Raw genomic sequence first — 24,363 nt, 5'->3', positions numbered from 1 at the left:
CGAGGATCTTGTAGACCACCGTGGCGAGGATCATCAGCATGCCGATCCACATGGCGAAAACCCCGGCGTTCTTGTCGCGGAAGTTGAAGCCGATGGCCAGCAGGATCATTCCGCTGAGGATGGGAATGAGCATGGCGTGGAAGGAGGACATCGAGATCATGAAGACTGCCTTGTCTGTAGAGGATTCTTGCAGTCTAGGCGGGTTTTCGAGGCAGGGTGTGATGTGGTTCAGGAATGCATCAGGCCGAGAGGATTCCGCTGTCTGCAAAGGCGCTTTCGCGAGCAGGCTCGCTCCCACAGGTTGATTGGCATTTCAAGGGGAGATGACTGGCTCCCACAATGAAATGCAGTTCAATTGTGGGAGCGAGCCTGCTCGCGAAGCTTGTCAGCCGTTACGGCAATTCACGGCTGGCATAAAACGCGCTGAGCACTTTGACCAGATGCGCCAGGTCATGGCTGCCGCACAGTTCGCGAATCGAGTGCATGGCAAAGGTCGGCAGGCCAATGTCGACGGTGCGCACACCCAGATGGCTGGCGGTGATCGGGCCAATGGTCGAACCGCAGCCCATATCGCTGCGCACCACGAAGCTTTGCACCGGGACTTCTTCGGCCATGCACAGATGGCGGAAGAAGCCGGCGGTTTCGCTATTGGTAGCGTAGCGCTGGTTGCTGTTGACCTTGATCACCGGGCCGGCGTTGAGTTTCGGGCCGTGGTTGGCATCGTGCTTGTCCGCGTAGTTGGGATGCACGCCGTGGGCGTTGTCGGCCGACACCAACAGGGATTTCTGGATGGTGCGGACGAACTCGTCGCCTTCCGGCAACAGGCGGCGCAGGGTCTGTTCGAGCATCGGGCCGTCGGCGCCGCACGCCGAGCAGGAGCCGACTTCTTCGTGGTCATTACAGACCAGCACGCAGGTTTCGTCGGTTTCGGCGGTGAGCAACGCTTGCAGGCCGGCGTAGCACGACAGCAGGTTGTCCAGACGCGCACCGGCAATGAAGTCGCCGTTCAGGCCGATCACCGCCGCGCTTTGCGTGTCGTAGAAACTCAGCTCGTAATCGAGGACGACGTCGGCATTCAAGCCGTGTTCGCGGGCCAGTTGATCAGTGAGCACGGCGCGGAAATCGACGCGCTCGTCACCGGCGAATTGCGCCAGGATCGGCGGCAGTTCGGTCTGCGCGTTGATCGCCCAGCCCTGGTTGGCTTCACGGTTGAGGTGAATGGCCAGGTTGGGAATGATCGCGATCGGTGCCTTGAAGTCGATCAACTGGCTCTCGACCTTGCCGTCACGGCGGAAGGTCACGCGGCCGGCGAGCGACAGATCGCGGTCAAACCACGGCGCCAGCAGCGCACCGCCGTAGACTTCGACGCCCAGCTGCCAGAAACCCTGACGCTGCAGTTCCGGTTGCGGCTTGACCCGCAGGCACGGGCTGTCGGTATGGGCGCCGACCAGACGGATACCGTCGTGCAGTGGCGAGTTGCGGCCCATTTTGATCGCGACGATCGAGGAGTCGTTACGGGTGACGTAATAGCGGCCGTTGGCCTCGGTGGACCATGGCTCGCGCTCGTCGAGGCGCACATAGCCGGCGGCCTCCAGACGCTGAACGAGGCTGGCGGTGGCGTGGAACGGGGTAGGGGAGGCCTTGAGAAAGTCGATCAGGCCCTGGTTCAACTCTGCGCGCATAAGAAACTCCAGACAGCAATGGGCGGCAGTTTAACGCATCACTCGGCGCCATTGGGCAAGTGGTTTGCGCAAGCACGCTCAGGAGTGCTGATCGATGCGCTTGCGCAGGTAGGCAATGATCGCTTGTTGATCATCCTTTCTGGCGGGTTTCGGCAGGTGCTTCGGCCAGCCCTTGCCGCTGCCGAAGAAGGCCTTTTGCGCAACGCTGTCCCAACGCAGGATTTCCCGCGACGCCGATTCCCACCATTCGTGACGGCAGATCTCGTAATACGGGTGGGCAGGTGCAGCACTGCCGAACAGCAATGCTCGGCCGACTTTCTTCATGCCGCCGCGCTTTTTGCGCAGCTTCCACTTGATGCGCAGGCGCTGCCAGGTCGAGGGGACGGGCTTGCTGCGCGGAACCTCGGTGCACAGCGCTGGCAGTTCGGGGTGGAAGGCCTCGCCATGGCGGGCGAAAAAGTGTTTCTGCATGGCGTGGAAGAAGTTTTTGTCGGCGAAGTAGTGATAGACGAATTTCTTCGCTTCCTGGATCGGTTGGTCGCGCATGGCGAACGACAGTGCAATCTGTTCGATCGTATGGATGTCGAACGGGTCCTGCGTCCACTCATCGATCAGCCGGATCGACTTGTCCAGCAGCGCTGAATCGCCATCGGTGACACCGCACAAGCCACTGTTGTAGAGCTTGAAGCTGTTCGCCGACGAAATCCCGTGGACTTGCAGGCAGCGCGCGAGTTTTTTGTAGTCTGCCCGGTTACAGACGTAACTCCAGTCGTATTCGAAGCGGTCCATCACGTAACGCCCGGGCGTGATCATGCTGAACAGCCGGTGCGGCGAATCAAGAAACAGCGTGTCGGAATCGACGAACAGGGTTTTTTCTGCGAGTGTCAGGCCCAGCGCAATGGCGCACGCTTTGCGGCGGTGGTGGTAGCCGTTTTCACCCTGCCACTGGATCAGGGTCTGCTCGCTCAAAGTGACGGTATCGACCGGCCAGCCGGCATAGTCCTGCGGACGATCGGTCAGCACTCGGATGCACAGTGATTCACTTGGCTGCAGTTGTGCCAGGGCGGTGAGGATGCTGAATTTCGCCTCGCGCCGATAAACGTCTTTGTCACCATAGATCAGGTAGAGCAACTGGTGCGGTACTTTTTCCATGGGGGGGAAGGCTTCGCGCATAAGCGGCTCCATACGGCGGGGGGCGCGAGTCTACCGTATTGCTCCGCTGATTTGCAGGCCGGGCACTTGCTTCAAAGTGTTGCCGGGGTGGGCGTCAACCGGTGATCAGTCTGCCACTGAGGAAGACTTCTCGGCGCTGCTTGCGACCGACGTATTCATGTTTGCTCAACTGATAGACCGCCCCGAACCTGTCTCTCGATAGACCGGGCAGCGCGCTGAGATATTGATCGACCAGGCGATCGTAGGCAGCTTCGGTAATGAACTTGTAGATATCCCGACGATAGAAGAAGCCGAGTTGAAAACCGAGTGTTTCACTTGCGTGCGCGGTCGGGCCGGCGAAGCAGTTTTCAAAGTCGATGGCTTTGAGTGGCCTTTGCGTTTGCTCGGGCACCATGATGTTGCCCACCCAGAAATCCATGTGAGTGATGTTCTTGCTGGCGAGCGAGCTGAGCAGTTGAAACGCGTCGAGGATAAAGGTCTCGATGTTTTCGGGATTGCGTCTGATGCACTCGGCCCCATCCATATGGCCTTCGAGCAGGTGAGTCAGGAGGAAAAATTCCTCGGTCAGGCCGAGTCTGCTGCGGGTATAGCCATAGCCCTTCAGCGCAGGCATCTCCACGCCCCGGCGCTGAGCTTCGAGGGAATTCATCAGTTCTTCGAGCGGCCAGTCGAAGCGCCCGTTGCGTTGCGGTTTGTTCAGACTCACCCGCACCTTTGCCTTGAACGTGTCCAATGGCTGGACCTTGGCAAAGAGTGGTGTTTCACAGGACGATAACGGTGCGCTGGCTCGGGTCAGTTTGTGCGCGCGGCGTTTTTTAATGAGCTGCTCCAGGGCCTGGTGTGCCTGGATGCTGGGTGCTTCGCTCAGGTGCAGGGTGGTGTTACCGAATGCGCACACAATGGGGTATTCGGATTGAAGTGTTTTGCTGCAGAACACGGAAGAGGCCTCCTGCCTGATATCGAAGTGCCATGACTTTATATTTGATTACAATTTTATGACAGTTCTTTACGTCAATCTATTGCCGGTGGAATTCTGGCAGGACAAAAAAAGCCCTTCGCAAGGAAGGGCTTTCAAAGTATTTACGCATTTCAGAATGGCGCCGGGCACTCGAAGCGCAGGCGTTCGCCGGTTTGCGGGTGAGTGAAGCTGAGCATGCTCGCGTGCAGGCACAGACGTGGCCAGGCCGCCAGCGCTTGCTCGTGGGCGTAGAGTCCGTCACCGAGCAGCGGATGGCCGATCGACAACATGTGCACGCGCAATTGATGCGAGCGCCCGGTAATCGGTGTCAATTCGACCCGGCACCAGTCGCCGCACCGTTCCAGCACCTTCCAGAACGTCAGCGCATGTTTGCCGAATTCGTGATCGACCACATGCCGTGGCTTGGTCGGTGGGTCGTAGCGCAGGGGCAGGTCGATGCTGCCGCTGTCCAGTTCCGGCTGACCCCACGCCAAAGCGGTGTAGGCCTTTTCGGTTTCGCGATCATGAAACTGCCGCGACAGCTCGCGATGGGTGTCGGCATCCCGGGCCAGCAGGATGATACCGGAGGTTTCCCAGTCCAGACGATGGACGATGCGCGCTTCCGGGTAGCCGTTTTCCTGCAAGCGGGTAATCAGGCAGTCCTTGTTGTCGTCAGCGCGCCCGGGCACCGAGAGCAGCAGGGTCGGTTTGTCGACCACCAGTACGGCGGCGTCCTCATGAATGATGCGGATGTTGGACAGCGGCATTAAAACAGCCTCGTAACAAATGCCAACGGCGGTTCAGGGCCATTCCACTGGGGAATGGCCCTGAACCGCCGTCATACCTGCCGGATCGACTCACCGATCGGGCAGGGTGATGTTGAGTTCCAGAATCGAGCAACTGCCCTGGCTTTCCAGTGCAACATGTACGTCGTCGTTGCCGATGTTGACGTACTTGCGGATCACGTCGACCAGTTCCTTCTGCAAGGCTGGCAGGTAATCCGGCGTGCTGCGCTGGCCGCGCTCATGCGCCACGATGATCTGTAGACGCTCTTTCGCTACCGAGGCGGTACTTGGCTTTTTGTTGGCACGAAAGAAGTCAAAAAGGTTCATTACCTACCTCCAAACAGGCGCTCGAAGAATCCCTTCTTCTCGACATCGAGGAATCGGTGGGCTTTTTCTTTGCCCAGCAGGCGGTCGACGGTATCGCTGTAAGCCTGACCGGCATCGCTCTGGTCGTCGAGAATAACGGGCACGCCCTGGTTGGAAGCCTTGAGCACCGCCTGGGATTCCGGGATGACGCCGAGCAGGGTCACCGAGAGGATTTCCTTGACGTCTTCAACGCCGAGCATCTCGCCCTTTTCAACACGCTCCGGGTGGTAGCGGGTAATCAGCAGGTGTTCCTTGATCGGGTCTTCGCCACGTTCGGCGCGGCGCGATTTGCTTGCCAGCAGGCCGAGCATGCGGTCCGAGTCACGTACCGAGGACACTTCCGGGTTGGTCACGACGATCGCTTCATCGGCGAAATACATGGCCAGGTGCGCACCTTTCTCGATGCCCGCCGGGGAGTCGCAGACGACGAACTCGAATTGTTCCTTGAGCTCCATCAGGACTTTTTCCACGCCTTCGACGGTCAGCGCGTCTTTGTCGCGGGTCTGGCTGGCCGCCAGTACGTAGAGGTTTTCCAGGCGCTTGTCTTTGATCAGTGCCTGTTGCAGGTTGGCTTCGCCGTTTACCACGTTGACGAAGTCATACACCACGCGGCGCTCGCAACCCATGATCAGGTCGAGGTTACGCAAGCCCACGTCGAAGTCGACGATCACTGTTTTGTGGCCGCGCAGAGCGAGACCGGTACCGATAGCGGCGCTGGTGGTGGTCTTACCCACACCACCCTTGCCGGATGTAACCACGAGAATCTTGGCCAAGGTGTTTCACCCCTAAGGAAGAAGGACTGTTCAGCCCCTGAAAAACATCTCTTGAAAACTACTGCAGTCGGACAGCCTTGGCTGGAATTTGGCTTTAGGCCTTTTTCCTACTTCGTTTGAGCCGTTTTCGCTACGTTTTAGAGATGCTTGGAAAATGCGGCAGTATCCGTTAAAGCCGAATGATGTTCAACACGTCGCCTGACAGGCTGACCTGGACGCCCGAGCCCCACATCGGATCGCGACGCAAATCCTCGGAGACCTTGTAATGACCGGCGATGGAGATCAGTTCAGCGCTCAATTGCTGACAGAAAATCCGTGCCTTGGTGTCACCTTTGACGCCGGCCAGTGCTCGGCCGCGCATCGGGCCGTATACATGGATGTTGCCATCGGCGAGAAGTTCCGCCCCCGGACTGACCGAAGAGACCACGACCAGATCGCCACCCTGGGCATATATCTGTTGGCCACCACGTACTGGCGTGGTGATTACGCGGGTCGGTTTGACCGTCGGCTCAGGTGGCTTTTCCGGCTTCTTTTTGACTTCGACTTCCGGCGTCTCCAGCGGACGCTCGCGGGCACCCGAGGGCGGTAGCACAGGGATGTCGATGGCGATGGCAGCGGCGATGTCTTCGATGCGGCTGGCACGAATGGCCAGGGTACGCAGGCCGTGCTGACGGCAGACGCGCATCAGCCCCGGCAGATCAACCGCGCCCTGGTTCGGCGGCAGTTTGTCCAGCGCCAGGACCAGCGGTGCATTGCTGAAAAAATTCGGCGCCTGGGCGACTTTGGCGGCCAATTGCCGATCGAGGCTTTCGAGGTCGTTACGGGCCAGTTCCAGCACAGTGATGGCCAGCATGCTGCCCTTGAGCTGGAATACGGGATCTTGGTCTAACGGGTCGGTTTGGCTCATGTCGGCATACAACGGCTTGTCACTAAAAGTGCCGAGACTTATAACGAGAACGCCCGCGAGCCGCAAGCCGGGTCGAACGATGTAGAATGCGCGGCCACTGTATTTACGGAAGCTTTAATGGATCGCCCGCGTTTTCGAAAAGCATATCTTGCTCCGCGCTTCTGGCCGCTCTGGTGCGGCCTGGGGCTTTTGTGGCTGATCGTGCAGCTGCCGTATCCGGCGCTGCTGACCATCGGTCGAGTTTTGGGCGCGTTGATGTATCGCGTCGCCAGCGACCGGCGAACCATCGCCCGGCGCAATCTGGAATTGTGCTTCCCGGAAAAATCCGCCGCCGAGCGCAAACGCCTGCTCAAGGAAAACTTCGCCTCCACCGGCATCGCCTTCTTCGAAATGGCGATGAGCTGGTGGTGGTCGCGCGAGCGTCTGGCGAAACTGGCCCAGGTCGAAGGCCTTGAACATCTGCAGAAGGCCCAGCGTGAAGGCAAAGGCGTCATCCTCATGGCCGCGCATTTCACCACCCTGGAAATCGGCGCGGCGCTGCTCGGCCAGCAGCACACCATCGACGGCATGTACCGCGAACACAAAAACCCCTTGTTCGACTTCGTCCAGCGCCGTGGCCGCGAGCGGCACAATCTCGATTCGCTGGCGGTGGAGCGCGATGACGTGCGCGGCATGCTCAAACTGCTGCGCTCGGGCCGGGCAATCTGGTATGCGCCGGATCAGGATTACGGCGCCAAGCAGAGCATCTTCGTGCCGTTGTTCGGCATTCAGGCCGCCACCGTCACTGCGACGACCAAGTTTGCGCGCCTGGGCAAAGCGTTGGTGGTGCCGTTCACGCAGGAACGTCTAGCCGACGGCAGTGGTTATCGCCTGGTGATTCATCCGCCGCTGGAAGACTTCCCCGGCGAGAGCGAAGAGGCCGATTGCATCCGCATCAATCAGTGGGTCGAGAGCGCTTTGCGTGCCTGCCCCGAGCAATATCTATGGGCGCATCGGCGCTTCAAGAGTCGCCCGCCGGGTGAGCCGAAACTTTATCCCAAGCGTCGTTGATTCACCCGTACTGACAAGCACTGTGGAGTGTTGCGATGAGTCCTGCTGAACCGGTTACAGGTTTGATTCTTTCCGGCGGCGGGGCTCGGGCGGCTTATCAGGTCGGGGTGCTGGCGGCGATTGCCGAGTTGCTGCCGATCGGCGCGGACAATCCGTTTCCGGTGATCGTCGGCACCTCGGCCGGGGCGATCAATGCGGTCAGTCTGGCCAGTGGTGCCACGGACTTTCGCGCCGCCATCGAACGCCTGACCCAGTTCTGGCAGGGCTTTCGCAGCCACCGCGTGCTGCGCAGCGACTGGCCGGGCGTGATCCATCAAGCCAGCCGCTTCGTCAGCCACAGCCTGCTCGGTCTCGGTCGACAGATGCCGGTGGCGCTGCTCAACAGTTCGCCGCTGCGCGAACTGCTCGAGGAAAAACTGCACCTGCCCGGCATCGCCGAATCCATCGCGCGCAAGCAATTGCATGCGGTGGCGGTGACCGCGTTCGGCTACGAATCGGGGCAAGCGGTGACGTTCTATCAGGGCGGCGGCACCATCGACGCCTGGCTGCGGCACCGCCGCATCGGTGTGCCGACGCAGTTGTCGGTCGATCACCTGTTGGCCAGTTCGGCGATCCCGCTGTTGTTCGCGCCGGTGAAAATCGGCGAGGAATATTTCGGTGACGGCGCAGTGCGCCAGTCGGCGCCGATCAGCCCGGCGCTGCATCTGGGTGCCAGTCGCGTGCTGGTGGTGGGCGTCAGCGGCAACCCGCGCGGCGTCGATCTGCAGCAGCCGCTGGAGCGCGCGTACAGCGGCCAGCAACCGACGCTGGCGCAGATCGGCGGGCACATGCTCAACAGCACGTTTATCGACAGTCTGGAGAGCGATATCGAGCTGCTGCAGCGTCTGAATCAGTTCAGTCATTTGCTCCCGGCCGGCACGCCGACCCGTGCGCTGGGTGTGGCGCCGGTGGAGGTGCTGGTGATTGCGCCGAGTCAGCCAATCGACGAAATCGCCGCGCGGCATCGCCAGGAGCTGCCAGCGGCGTTGCGCCTGTTTCTGCGCGGGCCGGGCGCGACGAAGACGAGCGGGGCGGGGGTGCTCAGTTACCTGCTGTTCGAGGCGGGGTATTGCAGCGAGTTGATCGAGTTGGGGCGGCGGGATGCGTTGGCCAAGCGCGAGGAACTGTGCCGGTTTTTGCGGATATCTGAAGCGGTGGCTCCTGCCTGAAATCTGCGGTGCGGCCTTCGCGAGCAGGCTCGCTCCCACATTGGAACTCGGTCTGAATGTGGGAGCGAGCCTGCTCGCGAAGCTTTTAGGGTCAGAAGTGGAACTTGACCAGGAAGCTCGTGGTGCTCTGATCGGTCTTGAAGTACTGGCTGTCCTTGATCCCGTACTTGTCCGACCAATAGTCGTACTCAACACCGACATACAACTGCTTCTCGCCGAAATTCAGCGCCTTGCCCAAGTCGTATTTAACCTGCGGGTTGAAGTGCAGGTTGGCGTGGTAATCGCCTTTGGAGTTGGAGTCGTTGTCGACCACCCAGTCCATGAAGCCGTCGATGAGGATGTTCGATTTGCCCACCGGGATGGTGTAGGACCAGACCGGGGTGATCTGCCAGACATTTTCACCGGCGCGTGCGCCCTGGGTGTGACGCTGATAGAAGTTCAGCTGGAAGTAGTCGAAGCCCGGAATCGCCAGGTCGAAGCCCGGACCGATCAGGTACGACTCGGTATCGCCTTCACCGAACTCGTAGGTCATGGCCAGCAACACGTCAGTCACCGGGCCGAAGGCCAGTTTCTGATCGAAGATCTTGCCGAACGACAGGCGCGGGCTGAGCTCGCCGTAGTAGGTGTTGGAGCCGACGCCGCCATCATCCTTGCCGTTGTAGAAGATCTTGTCGATGAACAGGAAGTTGTCCCCATACTTCCAGGCATCGGCGTGCTCGAAGGTCACGGTCTGCTGAATGCGCGGGTTGACCTGGAAGTCCTTGCCATACAGGTAGGTCAGGCTGTTGTTCTGCCACTGCAGCAGGCCTTCGGCCATCGCCTGGCCGCCGGCGAACATCGATCCGGCCAGCATCAGGCTGGTGCACATACGTTTCATTCGGTTGCTCCCAAAGTAGGTGTTCCACGTTATTTTTTTAAGTTCGGCGCTCTGATGTGGCGCCTTTTTTCGTACCGCAAATTTCATCCGATCGGTCAGCTTTGAATGCTGGTAGCAAAAGCTGCGCCAAGGCTTTCGAAAAACCAAAAAACGCCCGTTCGGCTGCTGAAAAACAGTCGACGAGCGTGTTTTCGGGATGCCTCAGGACTGACTGCAGCCGGGATAAGTTGGCTTTTCGGTCAGAAATTGAATTCGGGCTTTTTTTTAGAGCGAATTCGGAAGGCCGCGGAGAATACTGACTCCTCGGCCAAGGCTCAAGTGCCCCGCAACAGAGCACCGACGACAGGCATGGCGCACGGTTGCGGGCCATCTCAGAAGTGCACCTTCAGCAGCAGGCTGGCAGTGTTCTGGTTGGTATCGAACGCGTGGCTGTTTTCGATGCCGTATTTGTTCTTCCAGTAGCTGTACTCGGTGCCGACGTATACCTGTTTCTGGCTCCAGCCCATGGCTTTGCCGAGGTCGTATTTGATCTGCGGATTGATGTGCAGGTTGGCGTGGTAGGTGCCGCGTGAGTTTTCGTCGTTGTCGACGACCCAGTCGAGGTAGCCGTCGATCAGCACATCGGAATTGCCCAGCGGGAAGCTGTAGGACCACGCGGGGGTGATCTGCCAGACACCATCGCCGGGCCGCGGGCCTTCGGTCTGGCGACGGAAAATGTTCAGGGTGACGTAGTTGAAGCCAGGTACTTTCAGGTCGAAGCCGGGACCGATCAGGTAGGCCTCGCTTTCGCCTTCGCCGTACTCGTAGGTCATTGCCAGCAGCACATCCTTGATCGGGCCGAACTCGATCTTGCGGTCGAGGATCTTGCCGAAGGAAAAGCGCGGGGTGAACTCGCCGTAGAAGGTGTGCGGACCTTTGTTCGGGTCCTCCTTGCCGTTGTAGAAGATCTTGTCGACGAACAGAAAGTTGTCGCCGTACTTCCACTTGTCGGCGTGCTCGAAGGTGACCGTCTGCTGATAGGACGGGTTGATCGCGAAATTCTTGCCGTACAGATAGCTGAGGCTGTTGGTCTGCCATAGCAGCAGATCGCCGGCCATGGCCTGACTCGCGGCCAGCAGGCCGCCACTCAACAGAACGTTGCTTTGCGTGCGGATCATCTGTTGCTCCCTGTTGTTTTTATTGTTTGAGGCACAAGCAGTTGCGTAGTCCCTGTGGGAGCGAGCCTGCTCGCGAAGCGGTTGTGTCAGTCGCCATCAATGTTGAATGACACAGCGCTTTCGCGAGCAGGCTCGCTCCCACAGGTGGTGTGGTGGTTTAAATCAGTGCGCATGGCAATCATTGATCGCCGCACGCTCCTTGCCGCCGAGGATGTTGAACAGCAGGTTCAGCGTCAGCGCGCTGAGCGTGGCCATGGCGATGCCGCTGTGGGTGATCGGGCTCATCCACATCGGCAGGTGGGCGAAGAATTCCGGACGCACCACCGGGATCAGGCCCATGCCGATGCTCACCGCGACCAGCAGCTGATTGCGGCGGTCACCGATGTCCGCCTCCTGGAGGATCTTGATGCCAGTCGCGGCGACCATGCCGAACATCGCAATCGCCGCACCGCCCAGCACTGCCGGCGGAATCGATGCCACCAGAAACGCCGCTTTGGGCAACAGGCTGAGGACGATCAGCAGACCACCGGCAACGATGGTCACCGAACGGCAGCGCACGCCGGTCATCTGCACCAGACCGATGTTCTGCGCGAACGAGGAGTGGGTGAAGGTGTTGAAGAAACCGGCGAAGAACGACGCGCCGGCATCGCACAACAAGCCACGACGGAGCATGCGCGGGCAGACTTCCTGGCCGGTGATCTTGCCCAGCGCGAGGAACATCCCGGTGGACTCGACGAAGATGATCACCACCACCAGACACATCGACAGAATCGGTGCCAGCTCGAATTTCGGCATGCCGAAATGCAGCGGGGTGACGAACTGAATCCACGGTGCGCTGGCCATGCCGCTGAGGTCGACCATGCCGATCGCGCCGCACAGTACGTAGCCCAGGCACATGCCGATCAGTACCGAAATATTGACCCAGAATCCGCGCATGAAGCGATGAACCAACAGAATGGTCGCCAGCACCAGCGCAGCGATGGCCAGATAAATCGGCGAACCGAATTGCGCGGCGTCGACACCGCCACCGGCCCAGTTCACGGCCACGGGGAACAGCGATAAACCGATCGAGGTGATGACGGTGCCGGTCACCAGCGGCGGGAAGAAACGCACGACCTTGGACATGAACGGCGCGATCAGCATGCCGAAGAAACCGGCAGCGATCGTTGCACCGAAGATCCCTTGCAGACCGATGCCGGGCATGCCGGCCATGGCCACCATGCTGCCGACCGCAGCGAAACTGGCGCCCATCATCACCGGCATGCGAATGCCCATCGGGCCGATGCCGAGCGACTGCACGATAGTGGCGATGCCGGCGACCAGCAGGTCGGCGTTGATCAGGAAGGCGATTTCTTCACGACTCAGGCCAGCGGCCTGTCCGATGATCAGCGGCACCGCGATGGCACCGCCGTACATCAGCAGAACATGTTGCAGACCGACCAGGATCAGTTGCAAAAGGGGCAAACGCTGAATGGCGGGTGCGTCGGGGATGCGCGCTTTGGACAGCTCGGACATGCAACACCTCGGATCTTTTTTATTCTTGTGATTAACAGCTGTCGGGTTGCTTGCAGCTGTTTCTTTGCATCAGGCAGACCGCGGAGCGGCCATTCGCGGGCAAGCCCGCTCCCACACAGGCTATGCAAAACCCTGTGGGAGCTGGCTTGCCAGCGATGCTTTTAACGATTAATTGGTCTGCGCTCCCTGGGCAATCCAGGCACCGATCAGGTCACGTTCCTGCTGGGTCATCTGGGTGATGTTGCCCAGTGGCATGATCTGCGTAGTGATGGCTTGCGCCTGAATGCGCGCGGCGTTCTGGCGGATCTGCTCGGGGGTGTCGAACATCACACCGGCCGGGGCTGCGCTGAACAACGGGCTGGTCGGCTTGGACGAATGGCACACCGTGCAACGCTCTTGAATCACGTTGTGCACTTTGTCGAAACCGGGGCCGGCATTCGAGGCTTGCGCGGATGCCGCCGCAGGGGCTGCGGGTGCCGCAGGTTGCGCCGCTTCGGCCGGTTTCGCGCCACCGCCCAGTGCCGTCTCCGGCAGCGGTTGGTACTCGATTTTCGCCGGTGCCTTGGCCACTTCAGGTGCAGTCGACATCGGCGTCGGGCCGGTGACGTAGGCCAGGCAGATCATGCCCACCGCTGCCACCGGCAGGGTCCAGGCAAACTTGTGGCTGTCGTGACGGGTGTTGAAGTAGTGACGCACCAATACCGCCAACACCGCGATCCCGGCCAGGATCAACCAGTTGTACTGGCTGCCGTAAGTGCTCGGGAAGTGGTTGCTGATCATGATGAACAGCACTGGCAGGGTGAAGTAGTTGTTGTGACGCGAACGCAGCAGACCCTTGGCCGGCAGGGCCGGATCCGGCGTGCGGTTCTCGGCGATCGCCGCGACCAGTGCCCGTTGCGCCGGCATGATGATGCGGAACACGTTGCCGACCATGATGGTGCCGATGATCGCGCCGACGTGCAGGTACGCACCACGACCGCTGAACACTTTGCTGAAGCCATAGGCGGCGGCAATGATCAGCACGAACAGGATGAAGCCGAGCAGGGCGGGTTTCTTGCCCAGGGCCGAATCGCAGAGGAAGTCGTAGACGAACCAGCCGACGATCAGCGAGCCGATACCGATGGCCACGCCTTCAGGACCGCTGAGGCCGCTGCCGGGTGCCACGAGGTAGAGCACCGGGTTGGAGTAGAACACCACGCACAGCAGCGCGATCCCCGACATCCAGGTGAAGTAGGCTTCCCACTTGAACCAGTGCAGGTTGTCCGGCATGGACGGTGGGGCCAGTTTGTATTTTTCCAGGTGGTAGATGCCGCCGCCGTGGATCGCCCACAGATCACCGGCCAGGCCGGTTTTCGGGTTGACGCGGTTGAGGTTGTTCTCCAGCCAGACGAAGTAGAACGACGCGCCGATCCAGGCCACGCCAGTGATCATGTGAACCCAGCGCACGCTCAGGTTCAGCCATTCCAACAGATGTGCTTCCACAGTCTTTACCTCTCGCCTGTCACTCTTGTTGTCGAGTGATCAGACCTTCTCTTATTGGTGGGGGGCGAGGATCAACCGCTCATCCTCTTTGAAAAAATGCTCATCGCAGTTATTGCCTGTGCCACTGCGATCAACCACCAGGAAGTCATCCCGCTTTTCGATCGTCAGCACCGGGTGGTGCCAGACGCCGCGATGGTAATTGATGCCCTGCCTGCCGTTGGTGACGAAGGCGCGGACCAAGCCTGATACAGGTGCATCGCCAACTGGCGCGACCACGATCAGAAAGGGGTTGCCGAGCAGCGGAATGAAAGCCTGGCTGCCCAGCGGATGGCGTTCCAGCATGCAAACGGTCAGCGGCATGTCCTGCGCGTCGGCGCGGAAAATACTGATGATCGCGTTGTCCTCAGGCTGAGCGGTTTCGACCGTCGCCAGTTTGTGGAAGCGCATGGTCGAACCGTTGTTGATCATGAAGTGATCGCTGCCGTCGGTTTCGATCACGTCACCGAAAGGGGCGAAGGCTTCTTTGGTCAGCGGTTCAATCGTCAGTGTGCGCATGCTGTTCTTCTTTTCGTTGAGTGATCGTTCCCACGCTCTGCGTGGGAGTGCAGCCCGTGACGCTCCGCGTCACATCCAAAGCGGACGCAGAGCGTCCATTGATGCATTCCCACGCAGAGCGTGGGAACGATCAGTGCGGTGTTATTTAGCAACCTTGCCCAATACACGCAGGCGGCTCACGCCACCATCCGGGAACACGTTCAGGCGGATGTGGGTGATCGGGCCGAGTGCCTTGATCTGCTCGACGAAGGTGTGTTCGGCGTGCATTTCCAGCTTCTGGCTTGGCAGCAGTTCGCGCCAGAACAGCGACTGGGTTTCGATCTGGCTGTCGGTGCCGCCTTTCACGAACGCGCCCTGGATCGAGCAAGTGTCCGGGTAGTTGCCCTTGAAGTGCAGGGTATCGACGACGATCTTCTCGATCTCGCCCGGATGACCCAGCGCGACGATCACCCAGTCATTGCCTGGTGTGCGACGACGCGCGGTTTCCCAGCCGTCGCCCATGTTGATGCCACGGCCCGGGTTGAGGATGTTGCTCATGCGGCCGAAGTGTTCGTCGGAGCAGGCGAGGGCGCGGCCACCATTGAGGGCTGCTGCCAAGTCCACTTGCTCGTTGTCGCCCACAGCGGACCAGTCGCGGAACGGAATGCCGTATACGCGCAGACGGGCAACACCACCGTCCGGGTAGATGTTGAAGCGCAGGTGGCTGAACGCTTTGTCGTTGCTGATTTCGTGGTAGTGGTGGCTGTTGCCCTGCAACTCGACGGCCGACAGCACTTCGGTCCACTGGGTGTTTTCATCCGGCTCGCCCGAGGCCAGGAAGCACGCTTCCAGCGAGGCCGACGGCGGATAGTTGCCGGTGAAGAATGAAGTGTCGATGTCCACGCCTTTGATCGAACCCGGCACGCCCAGACGGATCACCGCGCTGTCGTAACCTTCGAAGCGCTTGCGGCGCGACTCCCAGCCGTCCATCCACTTGCCGTTGTCATCGAACACGCCCTCCTTCCATACGGCCGGGGTCGGTTGGAACAGACGATTGGCGTCTGCGAACCAGTCATCGGTGACCGAAATGATCTTGGTGCCCAGACGGGCGTCGGCCAGGTTGACGTATTTTTCGAAAGGTACGGCGTAAGCTTTCATTCTTCTTGTCTGCCTTTGATAAGTTGGCTGGGGATGCTCGCAGGGCCCTGGGCGTTTGCGCGTTCATTCACGCTCGGGCCAGGCTTGCTAAAGAGTCAGTAAACGGAACAGGGCAATCTTGTTGATCTCCGCCAGCGCGCATTTGAACTCGGCTTCCACCGAATTGTTGATGCGCGTTTCGAACGCCGCGAGGATCTGATGCCGGTTGCTGCCTTTTACCGCCATGATGAAGGGAAACTTGAACTTGGCTTTGTAGGCGTCGTTCAGCTCGGTGAAGCGCTGGAACTCTTCGGCCGTGCATTGGTGAATACCGGCGCCAGCCTGTTCATTGGTGCTGGCTTCGGTCAGTTGGCCCTGGACGGCAGCTTTGCCGGCCAGGTCCGGGTGAGCGTTGATCAGGGCCAGCTGGCTGGCATGATCGGCGCTCAACAGGATATCGCTCATGCGCTGGTGCAGGGTTTCGATCTCGTCGATCGAAGCGTCCGCACCGAGGTCGTAGGCCTTTTCGGCCACCCATGGCGAATGTTCGTAGATGTCGGCGAAGGCTTTGACGAAAGCGTCGCGGCTCAGGGTCGACGGTTGCAGGGTTTGAAAGCGGCTCATTTTGCAGTCCCTTGGTACGGGTGGGTTTCTTGCCAGTGACGCGCGATGTCGACGCGACGGCTGAACCACACCTGTTCATGACTTTTGGCGTATTCGATAAAGCGCTTGAGCGAAGCGAGGCGACCAGGACGGCCAATCAGGCGGCAGTGCAGACCGATCGAAAGCATTTTCGGCGCCTCGGCACCTTCGGCGTAAAGCACGTCGAACGCGTCTTTGAGGTATTCGAAGAAATCGTCACCCTTGTTGAAACCCTGCACTTGCGTGAAGCGCATGTCGTTGGTGTCGAGGGTGTAGGGGATCACCAGATGCGGTTTGCCGGTCGGGTTGTTCGGCTCCCAGTAGGGCAGGTCGTCGTCGTAGGTGTCGCAGTCGTAGAGGAAACCGCCTTCTTCCATGACCAGGCGACGGGTGTTCGGCCCGGTGCGGCCGGTGTACCAGCCGAGCGGACGTTCGCCGGTCAGTTCGGTGAGGATGCGGATCGCTTCGAGCATGTGCTCACGTTCCTGCGCTTCATCCATGTACTGGTAGTCGATCCAGCGGTAGCCATGGCTGCAGATTTCGTGACCGGCCTCGACCATCGCACGTATCACGTCCGGGTGACGCTGGGCGGCCATGGCCACGGCGAAGATGGTCAACGGAATGTCGAATTCCTTGAACAGCTTCAGAATCCGCCAGACGCCGGCGCGGCTGCCATACTCGTAAAGCGATTCCATGCTCATGTTGCGCGCGCCTTGCAGCGGCTGAGCGGCGACCATTTCGGAGAGGAAGGCTTCGGATTCCTTGTCGCCGTGCAGAATGTTGCGCTCGCCACCTTCTTCGTAATTGAGTACGAAGGACAGGGCGATCCGGGCATTACCCGGCCAGTGTGGGTGAGGAGGGTTACTGCCGTAACCGATCAGGTCGCGTGGGTAGTCAGCGCTCACTGCAGTCTTCCTTCTTGTACGTTGACAGATTGGTGTGGCGGCCTGGCAGGCTGGCGTCACAGCGATGGGCTGATTGTATACAACTTTATTTATATTTTGTAAGCCCGAATTTTCGCATTTTTCACCGGCTGTCATCTTTTGCTGTTAATGGTTCCAGCCTGCAAGAAACCTGCCTGACCAGTCAGCTAATGAATAGAAGGTTCAATGATCAGGCGCTTTGCCTGCGAATTGGTGATAAAGACCCGCATGGCGGGGGTGAAGCGAAAAATGTCGTTTTTATTGTGTACAATTTTTTTGAAAAGTGTCTTAATCAGTCGCTCGCCGCAGCGTTTCATGCTCCGAAACGGTGCGGTCTCCTTTTCAACTGACTTCGGGAGGCGCGAAGTCTGACCGCTTGTTGCGGCCAGGCGCGCAGAATCAATGGGACGTTTGACAACACACGTTTTGGACGCTGCACACGGTTGCCCGGGCAGCTCGATCAAGGTCGAGCTGTACCGCGTTGAAGGATCGCAGCTGGAATTGGTCGCCAGTGCGACAACCAACAGTGATGGCCGGGTCGATGCGCCGTTGCTGCAAGGCGACGATTATCGCACCGGGGTTTATCAGGTGCAGTTCCATGCCGGCGATTACTACCGCGCCCGTGGCGTACAACTGCCCGAGCCGGCGTTTCTCGATGTCGTCGTACTGCGTTTCGGCATTTCCGCCGAGCAGGAGCACTATCACGTGCCCCTGCTGATTTCGCCTTACAGCTATTCCACGTATCGGGGCAGCTGACCCCCAAGCAGCTGCCCCCACCGGGAAGCGACTGCGCATATAGCTTCTTTGGTCTTTCGCCCGCTCACACTGCGGGCTTTTTTTATGCGTTTTTACGGCGCAACTGCCGGCGCAGTCGAGTCTCGGGTCAACGCTCGCGAATAATGAACACCGAGTCTGGCGTGGACGCGACCTTCAATACGCCTCCTATCAGCCATACCACCTTGTTCCGCGTCGCTGCATCGGTCAGTGCGGTGAAAGCGTCCTGACCGATTCTGGCGGGCAAGCTCGGTTCTGTCAGTTCGTTGCCAGGAACGTGAGTCAGGCCGGCTTGACTGATTGCCCCCAGTTTCAAAAAGAAGATTTGATCGTGACCGGCTCGTTTGAATACCAGCGTCGGCATTCTGTGTTCATAGGTCAGTGGAAACAGCTCGTAACCACAGCCGACCAGCAACGCGCCGAGCAATCGCCGCAGATTCAGATCCGATGGATAGGTCTTGTAATGATTCCAGGCGGAGGAGAAGTGCTGTGGATCAAAGGTCAGGCGTTGCAATTCGCTGTCGGTCTGGGAAGGCATCGGGATAAGCCGCTTGCCCCCCAGGTCGATGTCTGGCGCTATGGCGAGCATATTCAGCGGGTCGGCAAAATCAGGTGCTGTGGAAAATGGCAATTGCTTCCATTGATGCAAGACGGCCTGAACGTTGATCAGACCGGTGCCGGTAATCGTCGGGGAATGATCGGCGAGTTCGAATAACCTGCGGGCAACGGCTGTCGTTGTCGCTTGCGAAAAATCAGGGAACGCGCGAGCGACGGACGTTGCTATCGGCTCTTCGAAAAAGCGTTTGCCCGGATGGACTTCACCTGGATCGCTGCCGATTCGAAACGTCGCCACCGGCTGTTGCTCGGGGGCGTTTTTCAGCATGTTCTCGAAAGCGTCGAAACCGCTCGGGAAAAACTCGGGATGACATACGAAATACACGGTGGGCGCCGTATTCGAGCCAACCGGAACGATTGGATAATGCAGCCAGCCAAGCTGTACCGATTCGGTGTGCGCAGGTTTGTTCAGATGCCCCCAGGGAAGCCAGAAATACGGCGTCTGGTCGTTGTCAGAGGACGGATTGGCTGTCGCCGCGGTTAGCGTTTCTACGGCTTCGGCAAGTCGGGGACGCTTGCTCGGGCCAGGTGTTGCCTGATCGGTCTGTTCGCCTGGCTGGCTGGATTGGGCTGGCGTTTGCGATGGCTTCGCCCCTGGCGGTTTTTGTCGCCAGAAAACAGTGCCGGGGATTTGCTCGAAGAAAACGTCGGGTGCATTGCTCGTCGAGGCAAACGCTTGTTGGTATTCGCCATCCTTGTTTTTGCGCACCATGACCGTGCCGTCCACCGTCGTTACGAAGGTCTGCCTGAGTCTGTTGTATCGAAGGCCCTCCGTTGCCAGCTCAGGCTTGCTCAGCGTCATGGCGTCGGCAGGCGAGATGTATGAGGGCAGGTTGGGGGTGGCGGATGCAGGCCGGTTGGATAGCCTCTCGGGCCGCCGGATCTGCCAAGTCGTCTGACCCTCGAGGCGCGTCAGGGGCAGGCCGGGCACACCGGGTGCGAAGGTCAGAGGCACATGATAATTGCCTTGCCCGTCCTGCTCGACGACGAACTGGCCTTCATTAGCGATCTGAGCGTACGTGCGCTGATCCGGTCCGGTGAACAAACCTTCGTTCTGCGCCACTGGCACCAGTTCGTGGAAACGCTCTTGCGGCCAGGCGATTGCGTTACGAGTGGCGCTGAAGTTTTCCGTTGCATCCGGCAGGGCGTGAACAGTAACCGTGGGCGGTGTGCTGGCTGCGGCAGATGTGCTTGCCGCTTGACTGACGGCCGGTGAATCGATGCCCAGAAGCAGGGCGTCAGGCATGTCCAGGCCCATACGGCTGACGAGAGGCGGTGAGCCGGAATGTCCAGCATCGGGGGCATTGGGTGGTTTTACTGCAGGGACTTTTTTGGGTGACTTGGCCATGGGGAATGCTCGGTAAAAGAGCGCGCAGACGCGTGCAAATGCCGCGTAGACAGCAACGCTCGAAAAAATGGGTTTATTGACGAACGACCGGCGAACTACGCGGGAGGCACTTTCATCACAGAAACGGGGCCGAAAATGTTGGTTTGGTGGTTGCAGCGATTCACCACCCTTAAAGCAGACTTTTCGATGCGGGATTTGTCGGCACGCAATACCCAGCCATGCGCGGCAAAGTTGTAGCCCACGCGCGCGGTCTGGTCGTTAAGGCAGATAATGTTCCAGGCTTTGACTTCGTCATTGGCCAATGCGGCAAGAGCTTGCGGGAGTGCTTTTGAGGCGTCGGGCTCTTCGAAAAAACGTGCATCGAGACCATCCAGATAGACACGGTCAAAGACCAGATCGACCGTATGTACAACTCCACCGGTGGTAATAACGCGGATATGGTCTATCAAGTCCTCGCTTTCATAGACAGGCAGATAAAAAGTGGTAGTGCCGATGGAGAGCCGGTTTTCTTCCAGTTTTATATCGACTTCGCCGAGCTGCGTTGCATCAAGTTCCCAAGTGGATGAGTAGGGAAGCCGCTCTTTGGCATTGGCGAGCGCGCCAGGAGTCGAGAGTCTGATAGTCATGTCAGGCAGTACGTGGATGAGATAACTCGCACCCACTCCTTCATAGGCGTCCATGCTGGTTTGCACGGCCAGTGGTATCGGCATTGCGCAACTCCTCAAAGTGCCAAGCGAGTAACCCGCTTTCTCAGGCAGCGCATAAAAGCACTGTCGAGAACGACCCGTGAGTGGCACTTTCATCTGGGTTACCCAATGCCTCGAGACCGAGAAGTCAGTAAAGGCTGGCGGGATGTCGGTTTCCGTTGTAAGACCAGCGTTTGCAACGACACCGTCCCTGAAAATCAACACATAACGGCCGAACGGTCGAACGGCCATGGTTCGCAGGATCTTGGTGATATTGTCGTGATCGTCCTCGTTACGCGCAGCCGAGTAATAATTCAGCTTGATGGTCTTCGCGCCGAAGTGATAGACGAGATGGCAACCGACAGTCAGTCGGTATGACTTGGGTTTCTCGGAGAAAAAATGCGCCTCGGCTTTTGTCAGCTCATCACTGGTGAAGTCCAGATATATCCGGGTTATGACATCCGGACGTAAAACCGCGTAGAAAGTGTTGGCCTTGCCGGTTCTCGGTACGTAATAGCTCGCTTCCTTGCGATGTCGGATCCAGCATTCCGGCGCATAAATAATGATCGGTGTTACCGGTTTGCCACGTTTGACGAAAATTTCCGGTATATCAGCGGTGTGGCCATCCGGGATTGTTTCAGGCAGGTCAAGCCTGAAATGGCAATCATCACTGGTTATGAAAATCAGATTTTTGTTGCTCAGCTTTCTCGTGCCTTCGTATTTCTTGTAAACGTCATGAATGGTCAATACGTTTTTGGGATTGTCTTGGATTTCGAAGCCTGAGCGGATGACCAGGTCATTGCCCTCGATAGCCCAGGACTCAATCAGGTCCTTGCGCCAATTCATCACGATATAACTGGTCTGTTCACCATCATCGATGATGGAAAAACGACCAGCCACATGCGCAATGTAATATTGATCCGCACCGGCGCCTCCCGACGCTTTTGCTTTTTCGTGGGAGAGGAATATCTGATCGTCTCCGGCGCCAGCTTCAATGATGTCGCTGCCCCGTGATTTGATGACGTTGTTTTGCGCAGTGCCGGTTACTACGCTTGCTGCGCGATGGACTGTTTCAATATTTTCGATACTGTCCAGCAAACTGTGCAGGATGGATATCTTGTTATTCTCGGCATCGACATCGCTGGTGATGATCTGCAATGTTCCGGCCAGCAAATCTATGTCATAGCCAGTTCTGTTCGTATCACGAGAGGAGTAATTGCCGCCAAGTACCAGTGTGTCATTTCCTGCGCCGCCGCTGAGCGTTGAATATTCTGCGACATGACTGTCCTTTTCGAGGAAAGCGGCTGCGTTCTCAAACAGGAACTGGTCATTGCCTTCACCGCCCGACAGTTGTTTTTTTCCTGACTTGTAATAGAACGTGTTGGGTTTTTTTTCTACACCTTTGATCGAGTCGTTACCCTCGCTGAGAAACCACAGGTTGTTTTTGCCCTCTGCCGCAACTCCCAGTTCCGCACCGGGTGTATCTTTTGTAACCCCTGCGCTTGCATCAATGATGTCATCGGTGCCTACCACTTCAGGGACATTGACCGACTCCCACGCATCCTGTTTGGTCCACCAGTTTCGTTTCCAGACCCGCGTCGGTTTCAGGCGTACATCAAACTTGCCATTGACGATGGCTTCGGTGCTCTCTTTCAAGGGGCCATCGAGTAGCGTTCTCGCGGTCTTTTTTAACTGCAATGAGTGTTGAAGTAGTGTTTTGGCCTTGATATAGCGGTTTTGAACGCTTTCGTCGACGTCCATCATGCAGAACGAAAACCATCCGCTACGCCACCGCTCATCAACGGTTAATTCGATGTAGTCATCTATGTCGTCAACGATCCGTACCGCACCGTAGACCTGCGAGCCAATGGCGAGAATCGCGCCGGCTGCAAGCCCGACGGGGCCGGCAAACGAGAAACCGGCCATCGCGGCAGTGCCGAGAATGACAGTCATGGCTGCACTGGTAATGCTCAGGCCAGCGCTGACGTAATGATCCATAGCCTCTTTGCCGGTGGCATTCTCAGCGGCATTCATGGACCTGACGGCGGTAAAGATGTCGAAGGGCAGCGTCAGCATGCCGCCGACCAGACCGCCCGATCGACCCAGTCTGAGTGCGAAGCGTGTTCGGGCGAAGTCCCGGTAAGCATTCTGTCCGGCTGTGAGCATCTGCGTGGCTATTTTACTGACCGTGACATCGGCCGCGATGGAGGCCAGTTCCGATGCAATGCCCGCGCTGTTTATCGCTACTTCAGCACGGTTATCGGCTTTGATCGCATCGATTACGCCACGAATCCCGATGAAAATGCCGAAGCCCTGGATGCCCACGCTGGAGCCCAGCGTCGCGTAACTTTTGGTCAATGCGGCCCAGCGGGGATGATGTTTGGGGACGTGCACGTGTTGTAGATCAAGCGACTGCGCTGCGCTCAGAAGTTTTACCAGTTTGTCGCGGTAATTGCCGGCGACCTTTTCATTGGCATTGTTTTCCCTCAATAGCTGAGGGGCGCCAAGCGGGCGCTGGCTGGCCATTTCAAACAGGAGTGTGGGTAACAAGTAGCTATCGCTGCCCGTTGAAGTTTTCAGAAAGTGTTCAACTTTATTGGCGTCGAACTGCAGGCTATTGATAAAAGAAAGTTTGGGTCGGCGAAAGAAGCTGTTCTTGCCATTCAATGGCTGGCCGTCAATGGTCGCGCCTAGTCCGTCGAGTGCGGTACGGGTAATCGAAATATCGCCAATTTCCAAAGGGCCGAACACTTCGTCCACCATTTGCAATTGACTCGATTTTCCATTGGTTTGGCCATGGTCGATGGTTGAAGGCTTGTATTCGTTGGATTCATAGCCCAAATCCATAATTATGACGGTATCGGAAACAGGTTGCGTGTCCGCATGTATTGCAGGGTCGGTTTGTGCTGTTGCTTCGCGTATAAGTGTGGCCATTAGAACTTCCTTGTTCCGGCAATTGTTGTTAAGGCCAAGGATATTACGTTGGCCTTTCGAGGCCTGTATATCGAAGGGTTGTTGCTATCTATTGCATATCAGGGATTGGATGTTGCTCGCACTTAATGGATTTATGAACAACATGATCCTGCCCGAGATCCATTCCGGCAGGATAATCAATAGTGGCGCTTTTCAGTCAGTGGCTGCCAAGCAACGACGCCGCGCCAGCACCACCAAACAGTCCGGCACTCACCCGATTGAACCAACTCTGGCCTTTGCCGCTGCGCAAATAACGTGCGGCACCATTGGCACCCAGACCGTAAGCCAGTTTGCAGCACAGATCGAGCACTACCCAGGTCGCAATCATGATCAGTAATTGCGGCAGAAACGGTTGGTCTGCGCGGAGGAACTGTGGCAGAAACGCGGCGAAAAACAGGATGTCTTTAGGGTTGCTCGCACCCAGGACAAAAGCGCGTCCGAACAATGTGCGAAAACGCGGCACCGGTGCGGCTTCGGGTACTTCGGCGCCCGTCGATGGCTGACGCGACTGCTGCCAGCTCTGCCAGGCGAGATAAAAAAGGTACAGCGCACCGATGATTTTCAGCGCGCTGAACAACTGTTCCGAGGCCAGCAACAGAGCGCCAAGCCCCAGTGCCGAAGCGCTGAGCAGGCAGATCGAGGCGATCACGCCACCCAGGAACGCGGGGTACGACCGGCGCAAACCGTAATTCAGACTGTTGCTGATCATCAGCAATGACAGTGGCCCCGGGATCAGGATCACCACCAGTGCAGCGCCACTGAACAGCAGCCAGGTTTCCAGACTCATCGTTTTGCTCC

General features: G+C 58.4%; 21 protein-coding genes. 3 read left to right on the top strand and 18 right to left on the bottom strand.

The window, feature by feature from the left end; all coding sequences use genetic code 11:
* Positions 1 to 392: 392 nt before the first annotated feature.
* From D8U82_RS16610 to minC, 7 genes are all read right to left on the bottom strand, one after another.
* The gene (locus D8U82_RS16610) at positions 393 to 1,682 is read right to left on the bottom strand and encodes a M18 family aminopeptidase (RefSeq protein ID WP_016773748.1); all 1,290 of its coding nucleotides are present in this window, start codon (positions 1,680 to 1,682) and stop codon (positions 393 to 395) included.
* Positions 1,683 to 1,760: 78 nt separating this feature from the next.
* On the bottom strand, positions 1,761 to 2,855 hold the full coding sequence (locus D8U82_RS16605; protein WP_125927495.1) for a hypothetical protein: 1,095 nt from the start codon (positions 2,853 to 2,855) through the stop codon (positions 1,761 to 1,763).
* Between the two features lie 94 nt (positions 2,856 to 2,949).
* Positions 2,950 to 3,792, bottom strand: a complete 843-nt coding sequence (locus D8U82_RS16600) for a hypothetical protein (RefSeq protein WP_130902542.1) — start codon at positions 3,790 to 3,792, stop codon at positions 2,950 to 2,952.
* 152 nt (positions 3,793 to 3,944) lie between these two features.
* Positions 3,945 to 4,580, bottom strand: coding sequence for an RluA family pseudouridine synthase (locus tag D8U82_RS16595; RefSeq protein ID WP_024012204.1), 636 nt, complete (start codon positions 4,578 to 4,580; stop codon positions 3,945 to 3,947).
* A gap of 90 nt (positions 4,581 to 4,670) precedes the next feature.
* Complete coding sequence (gene minE, locus D8U82_RS16590; protein WP_003223146.1) at positions 4,671 to 4,925, bottom strand: cell division topological specificity factor MinE; 255 nt, start codon at positions 4,923 to 4,925, stop codon at positions 4,671 to 4,673.
* A complete protein-coding gene (gene minD, locus D8U82_RS16585; protein WP_007913953.1) occupies positions 4,925 to 5,737 on the bottom strand; it encodes a septum site-determining protein MinD in 813 nt (270 codons plus the stop codon). The genes minE and minD overlap by 1 nt, the downstream gene beginning before the upstream one ends.
* A 169-nt stretch (positions 5,738 to 5,906) precedes the next feature.
* Positions 5,907 to 6,644, bottom strand: a complete 738-nt coding sequence (gene minC, locus D8U82_RS16580; RefSeq protein ID WP_038861964.1) for a septum site-determining protein MinC — start codon at positions 6,642 to 6,644, stop codon at positions 5,907 to 5,909.
* Positions 6,645 to 6,761: 117 nt separating this feature from the next.
* Between minC and D8U82_RS16575 the strand changes: the two genes are divergently transcribed.
* Both D8U82_RS16575 and D8U82_RS16570 read left to right on the top strand, forming a co-directional pair.
* Positions 6,762 to 7,694: a lipid A biosynthesis lauroyl acyltransferase gene (locus D8U82_RS16575; RefSeq protein ID WP_130902541.1), complete on the top strand. Its 933-nt coding sequence runs from the start codon at positions 6,762 to 6,764 to the stop codon at positions 7,692 to 7,694.
* Between the two features lie 35 nt (positions 7,695 to 7,729).
* Positions 7,730 to 8,902 carry a patatin-like phospholipase family protein gene (locus D8U82_RS16570; RefSeq protein ID WP_130902540.1) on the top strand — a complete coding sequence of 391 codons (1,173 nt, stop codon included), beginning with the start codon at positions 7,730 to 7,732 and terminating at the stop codon, positions 8,900 to 8,902.
* Between the two features lie 91 nt (positions 8,903 to 8,993).
* On the opposite strand, the gene D8U82_RS16565 is transcribed toward D8U82_RS16570, so the two are convergent.
* The 8 genes from D8U82_RS16565 to puuE all read right to left on the bottom strand — a co-directional run bounded on the left by D8U82_RS16565 (position 8,994) and on the right by puuE (position 17,151).
* Positions 8,994 to 9,779: an outer membrane protein OmpK gene (locus D8U82_RS16565; protein WP_024012208.1), complete on the bottom strand. Its 786-nt coding sequence runs from the start codon at positions 9,777 to 9,779 to the stop codon at positions 8,994 to 8,996.
* Between the two features lie 371 nt (positions 9,780 to 10,150).
* Complete coding sequence (locus tag D8U82_RS16560; RefSeq protein WP_130902539.1) at positions 10,151 to 10,936, bottom strand: outer membrane protein OmpK; 786 nt, start codon at positions 10,934 to 10,936, stop codon at positions 10,151 to 10,153.
* A 162-nt stretch (positions 10,937 to 11,098) separates the two neighbouring features.
* Positions 11,099 to 12,451: a nucleobase:cation symporter-2 family protein gene (locus D8U82_RS16555; RefSeq protein WP_095180786.1), complete on the bottom strand. Its 1,353-nt coding sequence runs from the start codon at positions 12,449 to 12,451 to the stop codon at positions 11,099 to 11,101.
* A 168-nt stretch (positions 12,452 to 12,619) separates the two neighbouring features.
* Positions 12,620 to 13,933: a urate hydroxylase PuuD gene (locus D8U82_RS16550; protein WP_130902538.1), complete on the bottom strand. Its 1,314-nt coding sequence runs from the start codon at positions 13,931 to 13,933 to the stop codon at positions 12,620 to 12,622.
* Between the two features lie 51 nt (positions 13,934 to 13,984).
* Positions 13,985 to 14,488: an ureidoglycolate lyase gene (locus D8U82_RS16545; RefSeq protein WP_093103207.1), complete on the bottom strand. Its 504-nt coding sequence runs from the start codon at positions 14,486 to 14,488 to the stop codon at positions 13,985 to 13,987.
* Between the two features lie 141 nt (positions 14,489 to 14,629).
* Positions 14,630 to 15,625: an allantoicase gene (alc, locus tag D8U82_RS16535; RefSeq protein ID WP_071171520.1), complete on the bottom strand. Its 996-nt coding sequence runs from the start codon at positions 15,623 to 15,625 to the stop codon at positions 14,630 to 14,632.
* Between the two features lie 87 nt (positions 15,626 to 15,712).
* Positions 15,713 to 16,228, bottom strand: coding sequence for a 2-oxo-4-hydroxy-4-carboxy-5-ureidoimidazoline decarboxylase (uraD, locus tag D8U82_RS16530; RefSeq protein WP_016773760.1), 516 nt, complete (start codon positions 16,226 to 16,228; stop codon positions 15,713 to 15,715).
* On the bottom strand, positions 16,225 to 17,151 hold the full coding sequence (puuE, locus tag D8U82_RS16525) for an allantoinase PuuE (protein ID WP_024012213.1): 927 nt from the start codon (positions 17,149 to 17,151) through the stop codon (positions 16,225 to 16,227). Before puuE ends, uraD begins: the two co-directional genes overlap by 4 nt.
* Before the next feature lie 420 nt (positions 17,152 to 17,571).
* On the opposite strand from puuE, the gene uraH reads away from it, so the two are divergent.
* Positions 17,572 to 17,925, top strand: coding sequence for a hydroxyisourate hydrolase (gene uraH, locus D8U82_RS16515; RefSeq protein ID WP_024012214.1), 354 nt, complete (start codon positions 17,572 to 17,574; stop codon positions 17,923 to 17,925).
* Positions 17,926 to 18,052: 127 nt separating this feature from the next.
* Here uraH and D8U82_RS16510 read toward each other — a convergent pair whose 3' ends face one another.
* The 3 genes from D8U82_RS16510 to D8U82_RS16500 form a co-directional block, all read right to left on the bottom strand.
* Positions 18,053 to 19,906 carry a hypothetical protein gene (locus D8U82_RS16510; protein ID WP_130902536.1) on the bottom strand — a complete coding sequence of 618 codons (1,854 nt, stop codon included), beginning with the start codon at positions 19,904 to 19,906 and terminating at the stop codon, positions 18,053 to 18,055.
* Positions 19,907 to 20,001: 95 nt separating this feature from the next.
* The gene (locus tag D8U82_RS16505; protein WP_130902535.1) at positions 20,002 to 23,526 is read right to left on the bottom strand and encodes a calcium-binding protein; all 3,525 of its coding nucleotides are present in this window, start codon (positions 23,524 to 23,526) and stop codon (positions 20,002 to 20,004) included.
* Positions 23,527 to 23,722: 196 nt separating this feature from the next.
* Positions 23,723 to 24,352 carry a LysE family translocator gene (locus D8U82_RS16500; protein WP_016773765.1) on the bottom strand — a complete coding sequence of 210 codons (630 nt, stop codon included), beginning with the start codon at positions 24,350 to 24,352 and terminating at the stop codon, positions 23,723 to 23,725.
* Positions 24,353 to 24,363: the final 11 nt, after the last annotated feature.

It is taken from the genome of Pseudomonas sp. Sample_23 (assembly GCF_004307595.1).
Classification (GTDB): Bacteria; Pseudomonadota; Gammaproteobacteria; order Pseudomonadales; family Pseudomonadaceae; genus Aquipseudomonas; species Aquipseudomonas atacamensis.
The sequence above is the reverse complement of the archived record's forward strand: the minus strand, read 5'-3'. Positions and strand labels throughout refer to the sequence as shown.

What these genes read in the sequence shown, in the direction of transcription:
- D8U82_RS16595 (WP_024012204.1), bottom strand. Translation starts at nt 4,580, where the DNA reads ATGCCGCTGTCCAACATCCGCATCATTCATGAGGACGCCGCCGTACTG.
- D8U82_RS16510 (WP_130902536.1), bottom strand. Translation starts at nt 19,906, where the DNA reads ATGGCCAAGTCACCCAAAAAAGTCCCTGCAGTAAAACCACCCAATGCC.
- D8U82_RS16610 (WP_016773748.1), bottom strand. Translation starts at nt 1,682, where the DNA reads ATGCGCGCAGAGTTGAACCAGGGCCTGATCGACTTTCTCAAGGCCTCC.
- D8U82_RS16560 (WP_130902539.1), bottom strand. Translation starts at nt 10,936, where the DNA reads ATGATCCGCACGCAAAGCAACGTTCTGTTGAGTGGCGGCCTGCTGGCC.
- alc (WP_071171520.1), bottom strand. Translation starts at nt 15,625, where the DNA reads ATGAAAGCTTACGCCGTACCTTTCGAAAAATACGTCAACCTGGCCGAC.
- minC (WP_038861964.1), bottom strand. Translation starts at nt 6,644, where the DNA reads ATGAGCCAAACCGACCCGTTAGACCAAGATCCCGTATTCCAGCTCAAG.
- D8U82_RS16565 (WP_024012208.1), bottom strand. Translation starts at nt 9,779, where the DNA reads ATGAAACGTATGTGCACCAGCCTGATGCTGGCCGGATCGATGTTCGCC.
- D8U82_RS16505 (WP_130902535.1), bottom strand. Translation starts at nt 23,526, where the DNA reads ATGGCCACACTTATACGCGAAGCAACAGCACAAACCGACCCTGCAATA.
- uraD (WP_016773760.1), bottom strand. Translation starts at nt 16,228, where the DNA reads ATGAGCCGCTTTCAAACCCTGCAACCGTCGACCCTGAGCCGCGACGCT.
- uraH (WP_024012214.1), top strand. Translation starts at nt 17,572, where the DNA reads ATGGGACGTTTGACAACACACGTTTTGGACGCTGCACACGGTTGCCCG.
- minE (WP_003223146.1), bottom strand. Translation starts at nt 4,925, where the DNA reads ATGAACCTTTTTGACTTCTTTCGTGCCAACAAAAAGCCAAGTACCGCC.
- D8U82_RS16605 (WP_125927495.1), bottom strand. Translation starts at nt 2,855, where the DNA reads ATGCGCGAAGCCTTCCCCCCCATGGAAAAAGTACCGCACCAGTTGCTC.
- D8U82_RS16500 (WP_016773765.1), bottom strand. Translation starts at nt 24,352, where the DNA reads ATGAGTCTGGAAACCTGGCTGCTGTTCAGTGGCGCTGCACTGGTGGTG.
- D8U82_RS16545 (WP_093103207.1), bottom strand. Translation starts at nt 14,488, where the DNA reads ATGCGCACACTGACGATTGAACCGCTGACCAAAGAAGCCTTCGCCCCT.
- D8U82_RS16575 (WP_130902541.1), top strand. Translation starts at nt 6,762, where the DNA reads ATGGATCGCCCGCGTTTTCGAAAAGCATATCTTGCTCCGCGCTTCTGG.
- D8U82_RS16570 (WP_130902540.1), top strand. Translation starts at nt 7,730, where the DNA reads ATGAGTCCTGCTGAACCGGTTACAGGTTTGATTCTTTCCGGCGGCGGG.
- D8U82_RS16555 (WP_095180786.1), bottom strand. Translation starts at nt 12,451, where the DNA reads ATGTCCGAGCTGTCCAAAGCGCGCATCCCCGACGCACCCGCCATTCAG.